The 13,499-nt window shown below is 58.8% G+C and carries 13 protein-coding genes; 7 read left to right on the top strand and 6 right to left on the bottom strand.

Going from position 1 to position 13,499, the window contains the following annotated elements; all coding sequences use genetic code 11:
• The first annotated feature begins 53 nt into the window (after nucleotides 1-53).
• The 7 genes from ACSFA3_RS16190 (at nucleotide 54) to ACSFA3_RS16160 (ending at nucleotide 6,507) form a co-directional block, all read left to right on the top strand.
• On the top strand, nucleotides 54-743 hold the full coding sequence (locus ACSFA3_RS16190) for a TerC family protein (protein ID WP_435506505.1): 690 nt from the start codon (nucleotides 54-56) through the stop codon (nucleotides 741-743).
• Between the two features lie 19 nt (nucleotides 744-762).
• The gene (locus ACSFA3_RS16185) at nucleotides 763-1,548 is read left to right on the top strand and encodes a Stp1/IreP family PP2C-type Ser/Thr phosphatase (protein WP_435506504.1); all 786 of its coding nucleotides are present in this window, start codon (nucleotides 763-765) and stop codon (nucleotides 1,546-1,548) included.
• 31 nt (nucleotides 1,549-1,579) lie between these two features.
• Entirely contained in the window at nucleotides 1,580-2,248 is a 669-nt protein-coding gene (locus tag ACSFA3_RS16180; RefSeq protein ID WP_435506503.1) for an FHA domain-containing protein, read from the top strand.
• A gap of 86 nt (nucleotides 2,249-2,334) precedes the next feature.
• Entirely contained in the window at nucleotides 2,335-3,144 is an 810-nt protein-coding gene (locus ACSFA3_RS16175; protein WP_435506917.1) for an MBL fold metallo-hydrolase, read from the top strand.
• A 231-nt stretch (nucleotides 3,145-3,375) separates the two neighbouring features.
• A complete protein-coding gene (locus ACSFA3_RS16170; RefSeq protein WP_435506916.1) occupies nucleotides 3,376-3,891 on the top strand; it encodes a pilin in 516 nt (171 codons plus the stop codon).
• A 172-nt stretch (nucleotides 3,892-4,063) separates the two neighbouring features.
• Complete coding sequence (locus tag ACSFA3_RS16165) at nucleotides 4,064-5,314, top strand: glycosyltransferase (RefSeq protein ID WP_435506502.1); 1,251 nt, start codon at nucleotides 4,064-4,066, stop codon at nucleotides 5,312-5,314.
• Nucleotides 5,311-6,507: a glycosyltransferase family 4 protein gene (locus ACSFA3_RS16160; protein WP_435506501.1), complete on the top strand. Its 1,197-nt coding sequence runs from the start codon at nucleotides 5,311-5,313 to the stop codon at nucleotides 6,505-6,507. The genes ACSFA3_RS16165 and ACSFA3_RS16160 overlap by 4 nt, the downstream gene beginning before the upstream one ends.
• A gap of 18 nt (nucleotides 6,508-6,525) precedes the next feature.
• Here the strand turns inward: ACSFA3_RS16160 and ACSFA3_RS16155 are convergent, their stop codons facing one another.
• From ACSFA3_RS16155 to ACSFA3_RS16130, 6 genes are read right to left on the bottom strand one after another with little or no spacing between them, the layout of a single operon-like run.
• Nucleotides 6,526-10,236 carry a pilus assembly protein gene (locus tag ACSFA3_RS16155; RefSeq protein WP_435506500.1) on the bottom strand — a complete coding sequence of 1,237 codons (3,711 nt, stop codon included), beginning with the start codon at nucleotides 10,234-10,236 and terminating at the stop codon, nucleotides 6,526-6,528.
• 18 nt (nucleotides 10,237-10,254) lie between these two features.
• The gene (locus tag ACSFA3_RS16150; RefSeq protein WP_435506499.1) at nucleotides 10,255-10,845 is read right to left on the bottom strand and encodes a hypothetical protein; all 591 of its coding nucleotides are present in this window, start codon (nucleotides 10,843-10,845) and stop codon (nucleotides 10,255-10,257) included.
• Complete coding sequence (locus tag ACSFA3_RS16145; RefSeq protein WP_435506498.1) at nucleotides 10,842-12,011, bottom strand: PilW family protein; 1,170 nt, start codon at nucleotides 12,009-12,011, stop codon at nucleotides 10,842-10,844. The genes ACSFA3_RS16150 and ACSFA3_RS16145 overlap by 4 nt, the downstream gene beginning before the upstream one ends.
• The gene (gene pilV / locus ACSFA3_RS16140; RefSeq protein WP_435506497.1) at nucleotides 12,008-12,409 is read right to left on the bottom strand and encodes a type IV pilus modification protein PilV; all 402 of its coding nucleotides are present in this window, start codon (nucleotides 12,407-12,409) and stop codon (nucleotides 12,008-12,010) included. The genes ACSFA3_RS16145 and pilV overlap by 4 nt, the downstream gene beginning before the upstream one ends.
• On the bottom strand, nucleotides 12,406-12,990 hold the full coding sequence (locus tag ACSFA3_RS16135; RefSeq protein WP_435506496.1) for a pilus assembly FimT family protein: 585 nt from the start codon (nucleotides 12,988-12,990) through the stop codon (nucleotides 12,406-12,408). Before ACSFA3_RS16135 ends, pilV begins: the two co-directional genes overlap by 4 nt.
• Nucleotides 12,984-13,451, bottom strand: coding sequence for a type IV pilin protein (locus tag ACSFA3_RS16130; protein ID WP_435506495.1), 468 nt, complete (start codon nucleotides 13,449-13,451; stop codon nucleotides 12,984-12,986). Before ACSFA3_RS16130 ends, ACSFA3_RS16135 begins: the two co-directional genes overlap by 7 nt.
• Nucleotides 13,452-13,499 lie beyond the last annotated feature (48 nt).

Here is a 13,499-nt window from a genome sequence, read left to right as displayed (position 1 = left end):
GCCGGCGCTTTTTTTATTCATAACAGTGGCATAGAGACATCGAGATCGACAACATGGAATTCCTGCAAACCTCCGACTTCTGGCTGAATCTGCTGAAGATCGTCTGGATCAACATCATCCTTTCGGGCGACAACGCCGTCGTGATCGCGCTGGCGGCACGCTCGCTGCCGCCTGCCCAACAGCGCAAGGCCGTCTTCATCGGCTCCGGCGCAGCGGTCGTGTTGCGAATCGCACTCACGGTGGTTGCCGCCAAGCTGCTGGCGCTGCCCTATCTCCAGATCATCGGAGGACTGCTGCTGCTGTGGATCGGCCTGCAGTTGCTTGGTGACGAGGACGACGGCGAAGGCGAAAGCAAGGAGTACGGCAGCATGTTCGCGGCCGTGCGCACCATCCTGATCGCCGACCTGGTGATGAGCCTGGACAACGTGATCGCCGTGGCCGCGGCTGCGCAGGGCAACACGACGCTGCTGATCCTCGGCCTCGCCATCAGCATTCCGCTGGTGATCTTCGGCAGCACGCTCATGATCAAGCTCATGGAGCGCTTCCCGATCATCGTTTTGCTCGGCGCCGTGCTGATCGGCTGGGTCGGTGGCGAAACCATCGTCGGCGACGTGTCGCTCGAGGGTGTGCGGGCGACCTATCCGTGGCTGCATTACGCCGGCGCCGTCGCCGGTGCCGCCTTCGTCCTCATCGTCGGCCGTTTCCTGCAGAAACGCGGACACGACAAATCGGCCGTCCACTGAACAGACGACCCACTCGACCATGACAATCAAATCCTCATCCTCTTGGGACTTCGAGGCGCTCACCGATACCGGTCGGGTGCGCGCCAACAATGAGGATGCGATTGCAGTCGATCCGGCTTTGGGGTTTGCGATCCTGGCCGACGGCATGGGCGGCTACAACGGCGGCGAGGTGGCCAGCGGCATGGCCATCGCGCTGCTCCGCGCCAGCTTCGGTCGCTGGCTGGCCCACGCCGGAGTGCGGGCGCCCGCACGTTCGGTCTGTCTTGCACTCCAGGTCGGAACGGACGAGGCCAACAGCGCCATCCTGGAAGCCGGGAGCGCCAATCCGCATCTTCACGGGATGGGCACGACGCTGGTGCTGGCCGTGCTGGGCCCCGACCGTGCCGTGGTCGGTCATATCGGCGATTCGCGCTGTTACCGACTCCGGAACGGCCAGTTCGACCAGCTCACGCGCGACCATTCGCTGATGCAGGACCAGCTCGACGCAGGGCTCATCACGCCCGAGCAGGCCGCCCAGTCGCCCCACCGGAACCTGGTGACGCGCGCACTCGGCATCGAGCGTGCGGTCGAACTCGAAGTCAACGAATATCCGGTGCTGCCCGGCGATCTGTATCTGCTTTGCTCCGACGGTCTGAGCGAAATGGTGCAGGATGCCGTAATGCAGAGAATTCTGTTACAAAACGATACGTTGTCGGACAAGGCGGCGCTTCTGGTCGCTGCTGCCAACGACAATGGCGGTCGTGACAACATTTCCGTTGTCCTCGCGCGAGCCCTCGGTGACGAGACGGAACGCGGAGCCTGCTGACCGATCAACTTTGTAGATTCAGGAGCCGGCAATGCCGAAAATGATCGTCTCGATCGATGGTGTCGTAATCAAGGAGGTGACGCTTGCGAAGGACCGCACCACGCTCGGACGGCGGCCCTACAACGACATCGTCATCGACAACCTCGCGATCAGCGGCGAGCACGCTGTGCTGCACATGGCAGGCAGCGATGTCCAGATCGAGGACCTTAACAGCACCAACGGCACCTACGTCAACGCGCGCGCAGTGAAGAAGCAGGCGCTCGAGCACAACGACATCATCGAGGTGGGCAAGTACAAGATTCGCTTCCTCGCGGGAATCGAATCGCCCGAGCCGGTTTCGGATACGCAGATGCCCGGTGCCCAGCGCCCAGGTTCGCCGGTCATCTCTGCGCCGATACCGCTTTCGACCGCGCCTACCGTCGTCGGCACGCTCAACGGCGGCGTGCTGCCGGCGGCGATCCGGGTGCTCTCCGGCGTCGGCGCCGGTCGCGAGCTGTCGCTCGAGAAGGTCGTCACCACGATCGGCAAGCCCGGCATCGCCGTCGCCGCAGTGACCCGACGCCTGCACGGCTACGTGATCGCGCCGATCGACGGTGGCACTACGCTGAACGGCGAAAAGCTGGGCAGCGAAGCTGTGACCCTGCAGGACGGGGACGTCCTGGAACTCGGTGGAACCAAGATGCAGTTCATCCACGCCTGAAACGACGTATGCCAAAAAAGTCCTTTACCGGCAGCGACTGAAGCGTTTAGCCTCCCCGAAGTAAAACAGCGAAGGGGGTGGCAACGATGCAGGTGCGTGTGCTGGGCTGCTCGGGTGCCATCGCGAAGGACTGCAGGACGACTTCGTTCCTCGTGGACGACGATCTGCTGATCGACGCCGGAACCGGCGTCGGCGATCTCACACTCGTCGAAATGGCGCGCGTCGACGACGTGGTGCTCACGCACTCTCATCTCGACCATGTCGCCGCGCTGCCCCTGATGATCGACGCCGTCGCCAGTCGCCGAGATCGCCCATTGCGCGTCCATGCGCTGAGCGCCACCATTGATGCGCTTCGTGCCCACGTCTTCAACAACGTCATCTGGCCAGATTTCGCGAGTATTCCCAGCCGCGAGAAGCCGTTCGTCAGCTTCCATTGCTTTGCGATCGGCGAGACGCTGAAATTGGGAACGATGCAACCAAAGCATGTCGAGGTGTTGCCGGCGATCCACACCGTGCCGGCCTGCGGCTTTGCCGTGCGGAGCGCAACGGGCGGTCCTTATTGGGCTTTCAGCGGCGATACGGACCGGAATCCTGCATTCTGGGCGCGCATCAACAAACTGGATATCGGCATGCTGGTGATGGAAACCGCCTTCAGCGACCGCGAACAGGCACTGGCCGAGCGCAGCAGGCATCTGTCTCCGGCGACGTTGGCCGACGAGTTGGGAAACATCGTCGACGGACGGCAATATCCCATCTACATCACCCATACCAAACCAGCAGAAACAGCGGAGATCATGAGCCAGATCGACGCGCTGGTGTCGGACTGGCGCGTGCACGGCGTGATGGGACGGGACATTCGGTGGCTGGAGACGGGGAGTGTGCTTGTCATTGATTGAGGTCGACAACATCAGGCATCGACACAAAATGACACATTCTTCGTCAGGTGACAAAAATGTCATGACAGAAAAAGTAACAAAGAGCAGGCTTTGTCATTTTTCTTAACCTGAACGTTCTCATTTTTAACGCATATCGAACGTTTTAGGCCGATTCCGAGGTTGGCACGCATGCTGCAAATACTCTGGCGCACCGGGCAGACCGGGCTGAACAACCAACCTGGAGTAAATGAAATGAACCGTCGTTCCATCGCACGCAATGTGCAAAAGGGCTTCACCCTTATCGAATTGATGATCGTCGTGGCGATCATTGGTATTTTGGCTGCTGTGGCGTTGCCGGCTTATCAGGATTACACGGTGCGGGCGCGTGTTACTGAAGGTTTGTCTTTGGCGAGCGGTCTTAAGACCTCAATTTCTGAGGCATTTAATACGCAAGGTCCGCGCTCAATGATTTGTGGAACTACCACAACGACTAACTGCGATGCTATCAATTCGACTCCCCCAGGCGCTACAAAGAACGTTGCTTCTGTTCAATCAACTGCAGCTGGAGTGATCACAATCACGTATGCAACAACGGTAGATAATGGCGGAACAATAATTTTTACGCCTGCAACGCAAGCCTCAGCGGCCTTGGCAACACCAGTCGCCCTTGACTTGAGTGCGCCAGCGAGTGGTGGTACAGCCTTTACCTATGTATGCAGAGCGGGATCTTTGAAGGCAAAGTACACTCCGGCCGCGTGCAAAGCATAACCGCTGCTCTTTCAGGTAGATTTGAGGTCCTTCGGGACCTTTTTCTTTTGGCGTGTCAAGGAAGTTTATAAGTTGATGCAACAGTCGTTAGAAATCAGATGGATTTGACGCCTTTTAACTCTTTCTGCTGCGCAAGATTTAATACGAACTTGTGTAAGGTTTCTCTGTCCGCATGAAAATCCTCCACGTCATCACCAGCATGGACCCCGCCCAAGGCGGTCTCTGCCAAGCTGTCCGCAACATGGTTCCCGCATTGGCGGCACAAGGCTCCGACAGCGAAATCCTCTGCCTAGATGCGCCAAACTCCGACTTCCTCGGGCGCGACACTTTCCCCGTTCACGCCATCGGCCCGGCCAAAGGCCCCTACGCTTACGGTGCCGCACTCAAGCCTTGGTTGATCAACAATTTTCACCGCTTCGACGCCGTCATCACCCACGGACTTTGGCAACACAACAGCGCCGGCACTTCGCGCGCACTGGCGCAATACCGGAAAACAAACCCCCGCAAGCCCGCGCCACGGCATTACGTCATGCCGCACGGAATGCTCGATCCGTATTTCCAGAAAGCACCTGGCCGCCGTTTGAAAGCGATCCGCAACACCGTGTTCTGGAAGCTTTTCGAAGGTCCGGTCGTGAACAGCGCTGACGGCGTTCTGTTCACCTGCGCGCAGGAGCTCTCGCTGGCCCGCGAACCGTTTCATCCTTACCAGCCCAAGCAGGAACTCGATGTCGGCATGGGCGTTGAAGCGCCGCCGATTCGGCAAGCGGGAATGGCACCTGCCTTTCTTGAGCGGTGCCCGCAAGTCGCGGGTCGGCCCTATCTGTTGTTCATGAGCCGTCTGCACGAGAAAAAGGGCGTCGATCTGCTGATCCGCGCCTATGTGCAATTGCGCACCGAACAACGGCAACGCGCTTCCGACGATGCCATGCCGGCCTTGGTCGTCGCCGGACCTGGACTCGATACGGCTTATGGCGCGGAACTCCAGGCTTTGGCTGCCGCTTGCCCAGCCGACATCCACTTCCCGGGCATGCTCAGCGGCGACGCCAAATGGGGAGCGCTTTACGGTTGCGATGCCTTCGTTTTGCCGAGTCACCAGGAGAACTTCGGCATCGCCGTGGTGGAAGCCATGGCTTGCGGGCGGCCGGTGCTGATCAGCAACCAGGTCAATATCTGGCGTGAGTGCCAGCCCGGCGGTGTGATTGCCGACGACACACTGGCCGGAACGCTGAATCTGCTGACAGAATGGCGGTCGTTGTCACCGGAGCAGCGCGCTGCACTCGGTATCGAGGCGCTCGCCGCCTACCAACGCAATTTTGCCGTCGACGAAGCGGCCCGACGCCTCAACGCGGCAATCGGGCTTCAGCGTTCCGTGCCAACCAACCGCAATCCACCGCAGGAAAAGCAGCAATCCGCTACGGCATGAAACTCGTTTTTCTTACGCATCCGCCCTTCCTGAAAATAGCCAGCATGATGCGGTACGCCGCCTGGCTCGCCGACGGCATGCGACAACGCGGCCACGAAGTGCATACCTGGGCGCCGGAGCCGTATTTCTACAAACTGCCGGTACCCGCACGGTTCCGGAAATGGATGGGCTACATCGACCAGTATCTGGTCTTTCCCGGGCAATTGCGCAAGCGGATGGCGCGACAGCCGAACGACACGCTGTACGTGTTCGCCGATCACGCACTCGGCCCCTGGGTGCCGTCGTTCGTGTCCAAACCCAACGTCGTGCATTGCCACGACTTTCTCGCACAGGATTCGGCGTTGGGCCTGATTCCGCAAAATCCGGTCAGTGCCACCGGGCGCATCTACCAGCGCTACATCCGACAGGGTTTTCGTCAGGCCGACGCCTTCATCGCAATCTCGCAAAAGACGCGCGACGATCTGCTGGTCGTTATCGGTTCGAACGGCAATTGCGAGGTGGTCTACAACGGCGTGAATCCACGCTTCCGTCAGTCGACCGATGTCGCCGCAGACCGCGCGACGCTCGGCAAGACGCTGGGCATCGATCTGTCGCGCGGCTACGTTCTGCACGTCGGCGTCAACACCTGGTACAAGAATCGGCGTGGCGTGCTGGTGGCATATGACGCATGGCGCCGAAGCATCGGGGCGAACGCTGCCGCGTTGCCTCTTCTGATGGTCGGCCCGCAGCCGCCTGAAGCGCTTGCCGAGTTGTGCAAGTCGCTGTCTTCGGCAGGCGACATCCACTTTTTGACGTCTGTGTCCGATGAGGTGCTGGTGTCGCTCTACGGCGCCGCTACGGTCTTCCTGTTTCCATCGATCGCCGAGGGTTTCGGCTGGCCGATTGCAGAAGCGATGGCATCGGGTTGTCCGGTCATCACGACCGGCATTCCGCCCATGACCGAGGTCGCCGGAGATGCGGGGTTCTTCATTCCTCCGGATGCCGACGCGCAAGCGACGGTCGGTTCGGCATGGGCCGCGCAGGCAGCGACAAAGCTGGCGGAAGTAGTCGGGCTTTCAGATGACGAGCGCCGAGCCGTAGCCGCTCGGGGCCTGGCGCAGGTAAGGCATTTCGACTCGACGCATGCGCTTGATCGGATCGAGAAGATTTACGAGCGGCTGCTGGCAAAAGACAGGACGCCTGAGGCATCCTGAATTTCCGAGAGCGGACGATCAATACGCGGTCGGTATCTCTCGCCAGTTCAAAAGCCTCAACGTGGTACCGCTGTTCAAATCGGCGTCGACTTTTGTGATGACACCTGTCGTGTCGCCGACAACCAATTGCGGCTTGCCGTCTGCCGTGATGAACTTCAGGTCGGTGACGGCATTTGTAAATGGCACGTAGGCCAGTCGCGAAACCAAAACAGTTTTTCCGGTTGCGAAATTCAGCACGTATACGCGGCTTGTTCCTGCTGGGCTGCAGGCATCGCCAGTAGTCAATAAAGAACTGAAAGCGACGATGCCATTGAAAGCATCGATCTCTGAAGAAATTCGGAGTGCGACGCCACCGCTTGAACCAAGTTCCGTGTACCAGCCGCGCGACGATGTATTCAAGGCGACGCCCGCCGCAGGATCGGCGACCTGCATCAGATCGCTACGTGTCGCAGCCGTCGTGATGGTCGAGAAAGTGGAGGCGGTGCCGTCGATGAGTGCATAAAAACTCTGCCCAGCCGTAGAGACAACGTCGGTGCTGTCCAGCAGAACACCGGTACCGACCAGAACGTAGCGTAGGCGAGTCACTGGATGAACTTCGACAAGAGGTCTTGTCGTTACCGGTTGAGCTACGCCTGCTGCACTCGTCAGCTTTGCGAGCTTTTTGGGTGCAGGGTAGAAGCCCGAGCTTTTTGCGCCGGTCAGGTCGAAACGCCAGACATTGCCGTCGAGATCGCCAGCATAGATTGCATCTGATGTGTAATCCGCAAAATCCTGGACATACGGGGTTGCGTGAGTCAATCCCGCAGCGGCTACGCCGGTACTGACTTTTTCAAGCAATGCGCCGGTATTCGGATTAACAAAATAAAGGTACCCATATCCATCGCTGTTGTTGTAGCCCGAGGTCAAGACAACGACCCAGCCGTACTTCGCGGTTTTGACAACCATTGGCGAACCGTAGCTGTACCCCATGGTCGGATCCGAGAACTCCCACTTCACTTTGCTTGCGACCGTCGCTTCGCTGGTCATGCTTGCAGGGTCGGTTACATCGATTGCGTAATAGCTTTTGCCACCTTTGCCAAGGCCACCGATCAGTAGACTGTGCCAATCGGAGGTTCCTGCGCTTGTAGTGACGAACTTTCCTCCAGCCAAATTGAAATCGATATCGAAGACCAACGGTGTTGCATCAACGGAATAGCGATGCGCGTAATTGGGGTTGCCTAGATGAGCCAGGATGCTGTCGCTGTCCGAGGCGAGTGTTTTGCCAAAGACGGCAGACGGCACGTAAGCAAACCTTTCGGTGCCTGCCGTCGACCCGGTCAGCGCACCGTTAAACGCATGTAGCATGCCGTCGTTTGCGCCAACGTAGACCATCGTAGGCCGAGTTGCCTTTGCTGTCTTGAATGCCCCGTAGCCAGGATTAGCTGTATCACCGTAACTTGCACCAGGGGCCGCAACCGGCGTGACTTTGGCATTGACGATGTCGCCGAGGAGAAGTTGTCGCGTTCTGTAGCTTCGAATGCTGCCCGCAACGGCAGAATTGCTTTCCTGCGATCGATCGCCGCGAAGGAAGTTGAGGTATTGAGTCGGCGTATCGGTTGAGCTGTAGCTTGTAGTAAGCGCTGCCTGCTGACTCGATGTCAGGTTCGCCATGCGAAACGGAGTGCCGGTTAGACCGTTCCAAGTAACGACGTTCCGGGATAGATCCCACCCACTGTTCGAAAGCTGGTTTTCGAGGGTCGTCGTTGTGGACCAGACATCGGTCGGCGAGGGAGATCCATCAGCAGCATAGGTCACAGTGCGCGCAGTGACCACGCCAGTCCAGCCTTTCGAATCGTATTGAGATGCATAAGCCGCATCACCCGAGCTGACATCCGTTGCGGTGAACGAGAAAGCCGTAGTGAACGCCTTGATTGCATTCGCAATACTTGTGAAAGCGGATTGAAGGCCGCTTACCATTTGCGCTGCATCGCTCGCCATAAAATAGTTATCGGGAAGCTGGCGGGTAGCACCATTCATATTGATGGTTTCCCCGCTCTGATTCCACGCGCTTTGCGTCAGCGGAGTACCAATTGCGTAACCTGCAGGAACAGTAAATCCGCCGTACTTCGTTGCAAGCCAATAGGGATTTCGATCCAGTGCTACCTGGTTCTCCATGACATCCATCCAGTAGGTGGAAACGGTTTGCATGCCCGGCAGGTCGGCTCGCATGTCTGTCACATGCGCGCCGTAGGCCAAACCGGCAATGTATTCCGAACCCTGATTTCCCCAAGCCGAATTGCGACCAGTGAGACTTTCAAGTGTCTCGACTGCGCGCGTCCAGGTCTGCGCCTCGTTAAGTGTGTCGCTGCTGACCGCGGGCGGCTTTGGACGATAGTTGGTCAGCGTCCCTCCGCCGACATTGACATCGAAATGGGTATTGTTGTCGCCGATGCCAAGAATGAAATTTTTCTGGCAAGAATAGGAAATAGGGTCATATCCTTTCCAACTCGCCGGCGCGGGAAAGCCATCTAGCCTAGTGGCATTCAGGTCGGCCGTCCACTCAGGAACATTCTCAAGATTCTGGAAATAGCGGAGTACCGAATAATACAATTCGCTGACCGTGTCATACGTCATGTAAGCCTGCGAATTCTGGCCGAATTTATTCAAGTAGTTCATGGCGCCGCTGCCCGGGACGCCGCTGTTGCTTGCCAGAGTGGAATCCGGATTGGTCACCATGATGCCGGTGGCCGAATTCCACTCGGCTTTGGGGTTGGTCGTGATGGCTGTCGACAAAGGTTGCGGAAAAGTGGGGCCGATGAAACTCATTGGCGCGCGCATGACGCCACCCTGCCGGGTGTCGCCGTTGGCATACAGGTATGAAAAAGCGCTATACCGAATCTTGTTGGCATACTGCTGCATCAAACCCTCGGGCTTGTAGTCATTTCCATACTTAACGCAATTCGCCTCGACCCCGCCGGCAGCGTTGGACGGATCGCAGACTTTGACGCGCACATACAGTTCATAGGTCTCGGTGCTGTCGTCCTGTGCGTCCGAAATCCAATTCGCACCTCGTTTGCCGGTATTCTTGTAATCCGAATCGGTTCCGGTGAACATCATCCGATTTCCGCGCGTCCAGATACTGATGTTCAAATCGGACCATTTGAAAGGCGTCAATGAGCGGATCAGAGCGGGGGCCAGATTGTGACCGCCGCCAGCGTTGGTTCCGCGCAGCGGGAAGTTGTTCTGACCGCCCTGGCTCGATCCCCAGGCCTTTTCAAGAATGGTGTTCCCGACGACGTCAACCGACCGGTAGCCGCCCGTGAGTGCCCAGCGAAAAGGATCGATGGTCTGCATCGTCGCCCAGTTCAGGAAATTGCCGCTCCATTTGCCGTTGCTGCCTCCACAGCTGTGCGAGTTCACTCCGTTGGAAGCACCGGCAGGCTGGAAATAGCTTTGCGCTGGTACGGCGGTATTTGCCTGGTACGTGTAGCACTTTCGCGGGTCGAAATAGCCCAGGTAATCTCTGGTGTCCGCATAATTGCCGAGATTCGCAACGCTGATCGCGGTAGGAAATTCGACGGACAGTGCCAGTGCCAGATTGCCCGGAACATCCGAAGAAGCGAATACCGGCTGATCGGACAGTGTCACGGCGGATGCGCCAGAAGCCGATACGACGAACACAAATGCAGCAAGCGTATTCGACAGGTATTTCTGCATCTGCGACGCTCCGAATTTAGTGGTGCGGATCATGGATATGCAGGCCTTTTATCAATCGGGTTTGGTAATCGACGATTGCAGGAAAACCTGCGTCGAACGCGCACCCGTCACGCGAATGCTGACTCGGTATACCGTTGCGGTTTTTGGCTTGGGCCGACGTCCGTTGTCAAAGGCCGATCCTCCGGTAGGCGCCGCTGCGGATTGAACGCAGGTGTTGCTTGCAGGAATGCCGCTGCTGTTGCATAGGCGATCCACTACATAGCGGATCTTTACGTCCGCAGTTGCGCCGGCCAGATCGGCTGCCGTACCGACGCTGGAGAACGTCGCGTCATTGACAAGAACCGTGGGGATGCCTTGCGGATTGCTGGCCAGCATGCTTGCCTTGTAATTCGCTCCGGGAAGATCTGCCGTCGTGACTGCAAGCACACCGCCAGCCTTGAATTGCACCAACACCTGGGAGAGCGCCTGCTCTCCCTGATTTACCAGATCGCGCCGAAAGGCGAGGTTCCCAGCGCTTTGTAGCGACGTATTCATCGAACGAACGACCGCGACACCGCCAGCTAGCAGGACCACGAGAACGATCAGGCACAACAGCAGGACAACGCCGCTCTGGCGACGGCCGAGAACAGGTTTCTTCTTCATGAGGCGGTCATCAACAGCAGGTTGCGCAACGGAATGGTTGTCTCGATGATTCGATACCGGTAGTGACGGCGTTCGTCCTCCGACGCTGCATTCGCACCGAGCGTGACGGTGCCCGCGAGAGATGCACCCGCAGCATTCGTCAAGTCGTTGAAATAGGTAAGCTGGTACGGCGTCACCATCTGCTTTTCATAAGAGCTGCTTCGCAACACCAGCGCAACACGAACCGCCACGATCCGCCGGAGCGTGGCGGGCGTGCTCATGATGGTGTTGATGGTGTAACCGGCAGCGCCGGGATCGGCCCAGGCGTCCAGCAGTCCGTCGTCGTTGCTGTCCACGCCGTAGGCCGCATGCAGTTCCAAGACGCCGTCCGCGATCGCCTCCGACGCATCGGCGCCGGCTGCTGCGCGGAGAAGGTCGTAGTTGAAGAGCGTGCGGTTGCTACCGACACCGATCAGCTGCATCTGCACGTTTGCCGCCGTGCTGTTGCCCAGCAGCGTCACGTAGGACGGGTTTGCCGAGGCGCTGGCCGCGAGGTCTGCCAGTTTGGCCGTGGTTCCAAGGGTGTAGTAGCTGCCGCTGGTTCTCAGTTGGAGTGCTGTTGCCGTGATGCTGTCCACCTGTTCGATCAGACAGTCCGAAACGCCTGACTGACTGACCAATACGATGTCGTTCGAAGCGAAGCCGAGTGCCGTTTCAAGTTTCAGGGTGCTAGCGGTTCCAGGATCGGTCAGACGCCTTGGCACGTCGCCCGCGGCGCCGTTGCCGGACATGACGACCAGGACGTCCGACCCAGCATCGGACTGGTTCTTGGCGATTAGCAAAGGAGCTACCGTCAATGTCGTCGTGGCGCCGGTAAGGAAATTCGTGAACGGCGCGGGAAACGGATTCGCACGCGGCAACATCGCGCCGGCGTTGAGCCGGCAGCCGAACACCCCCTGGGCAGACGACTGAACAAATCCGGAACCTGCGCTCCTGATCGTGCGGTCGATGGTCGCAGCGGCGTAGGAACCGGTCTGGTTCATGTCGTTGGTCGACGTGGTGGTACGCCGCTGACTTTCGCCGACGATCACGATGCTGGTCACGGCCAGTGTGAGCACAAGTGCGATGACCATTGCGACCAGAAGCTCGATGATCGTCATGCCTCGCTGATTTTGCCGGCGCGTCATGGGAGCGTGACCCGTGTCGAGAAGCGGCTCTGCGTGGTGCGCGACGGCGGCATCCATGTGATCGCGATATCGGCACTGTTTGCCGTCACGGTAACTGTCCCGGTGCCGTTTGGAAGTCCTTCTTTTTTCGCGTCTGCGACACGGGCTTGCCAAGCAGTCAGCGTCGCCGCTGGCAAAGTCACCGAGCGGTTGAGCCACATGGTGCTCGTCACGTCATTGGCCAACAGCGCTGCACGATTCCGGTCTTCCGCGTCTCCGGAAAGGGTGATGGCGCGTGTCTGCAGCCCGATCAGCCCGAGGATGCCGAGAGAAAAGATGAGCAGCGAAACCAGCACTTCGATGAGAGCGACACCGCCCTGACGATGCCCGCTCTGGTTGGCGTGACCAGGACGCTTCATACACAACCGTCCGGACGAGTTGCGATGGATTTGTTGGGGTCGCACATGCGGACCTGCCCGCCGACCGTGACGGTGACCCGCAACGGACGATCTGCCCCGTCGAGCGTGACTGCATAGGTCGCCGCGGATGCGGAGGCGCAGTTGCCACCGGTGACGCCCGTGGCGGTATTGGCGGTGAGCCGGCCGAGCGAGTTGAAGCAGATGGCGGCGGGGCCGGCGATCTGGACCCCCGAGCCGACGGCGGTCAGAACACCGCTTTCGACGAACTCCGCCGCGCTGTCGGTCGACAGCAGCTTGACTGTATTGATCGACCAGTTGCTTCCATTGGCCGCAGCGGACAGGCTGGTCTTGGGATTGGCGCTGTCGGTGAGCGAAAACACGACCTGACGACTGCGTCGCATTGCGTCGGTCTGCGCGGTACGCAGCCCGTTCTGGAGTGCATCCGCGACAGTGCGAACCTTGCTGTTGCGCATCCAGGCTGCCATCGAAGGAAAAGCCAGCGCCATGAGGATGCTCATGATCGTCACCGTCACCATCAGCTCGATCAGCGTGAATCCATCCTGATGCGCGGGTCTCAACACGTCTGCCCCTTTTTGGTCACCCAGTCGTTGGCGCATGTGTTCCAGCCCGAACCGGCGGCAGTGGTTGCACGGTTGTTTTGCTGGTCGACCGTGAAAGTGAAGCCATTTGTCGAATTGCTTCCGACCGCTTGAAGAATGAATGTCGTGTCAGTAGGCGCCGTTGCGCACGAGAGCTGAAAACTTCCTACCACCCGCTGAGCGGCCGCTACCAGGCAGGGCGACGTGAAGGTGCCTGTCGTTTTGTAGCTACGGTTGTCCTGGAAAAAACGCTCCATGTCCGCGCGCATTGCCGACAGGCCATTGTGTGCGTCCACGATCTGGCCCCGGAGTACGTAATCTCGGTACGAAGGAAGGGCGATGCTGGCCAGGATTGCAATGATGGCCACGGTAATCATTACTTCGATCAGCGTAAAACCGCGACTTCTGTGGCAGTTTACGAAGAGCGGGCTGGCTTTTTTCACCGGATGACCTTTGCATGGCTGGAGCTGAAGTGACAAATTGTCACTGAA

Origin of the sequence: Variovorax glucosi, assembly GCF_051216695.1 — a bacterium.
In the GTDB taxonomy this organism is placed as follows: Bacteria; Pseudomonadota; Gammaproteobacteria; order Burkholderiales; family Burkholderiaceae_C; genus Variovorax.
Note: the sequence above shows the minus strand (reverse complement) of the source record. Positions and strands in the feature narration are given on the sequence as shown.

What these genes read in the sequence shown, in the direction of transcription:
- ACSFA3_RS16190 (WP_435506505.1), top strand. Translation starts at nt 54, where the DNA reads ATGGAATTCCTGCAAACCTCCGACTTCTGGCTGAATCTGCTGAAGATC.
- ACSFA3_RS16185 (WP_435506504.1), top strand. Translation starts at nt 763, where the DNA reads ATGACAATCAAATCCTCATCCTCTTGGGACTTCGAGGCGCTCACCGAT.
- ACSFA3_RS16180 (WP_435506503.1), top strand. Translation starts at nt 1,580, where the DNA reads ATGCCGAAAATGATCGTCTCGATCGATGGTGTCGTAATCAAGGAGGTG.
- ACSFA3_RS16175 (WP_435506917.1), top strand. Translation starts at nt 2,335, where the DNA reads ATGCAGGTGCGTGTGCTGGGCTGCTCGGGTGCCATCGCGAAGGACTGC.
- ACSFA3_RS16170 (WP_435506916.1), top strand. Translation starts at nt 3,376, where the DNA reads ATGAACCGTCGTTCCATCGCACGCAATGTGCAAAAGGGCTTCACCCTT.
- ACSFA3_RS16165 (WP_435506502.1), top strand. Translation starts at nt 4,064, where the DNA reads ATGAAAATCCTCCACGTCATCACCAGCATGGACCCCGCCCAAGGCGGT.
- ACSFA3_RS16160 (WP_435506501.1), top strand. Translation starts at nt 5,311, where the DNA reads ATGAAACTCGTTTTTCTTACGCATCCGCCCTTCCTGAAAATAGCCAGC.
- ACSFA3_RS16155 (WP_435506500.1), bottom strand. Translation starts at nt 10,236, where the DNA reads ATGATCCGCACCACTAAATTCGGAGCGTCGCAGATGCAGAAATACCTG.
- ACSFA3_RS16150 (WP_435506499.1), bottom strand. Translation starts at nt 10,845, where the DNA reads ATGAAGAAGAAACCTGTTCTCGGCCGTCGCCAGAGCGGCGTTGTCCTG.
- ACSFA3_RS16145 (WP_435506498.1), bottom strand. Translation starts at nt 12,011, where the DNA reads ATGACGCGCCGGCAAAATCAGCGAGGCATGACGATCATCGAGCTTCTG.
- pilV (WP_435506497.1), bottom strand. Translation starts at nt 12,409, where the DNA reads ATGAAGCGTCCTGGTCACGCCAACCAGAGCGGGCATCGTCAGGGCGGT.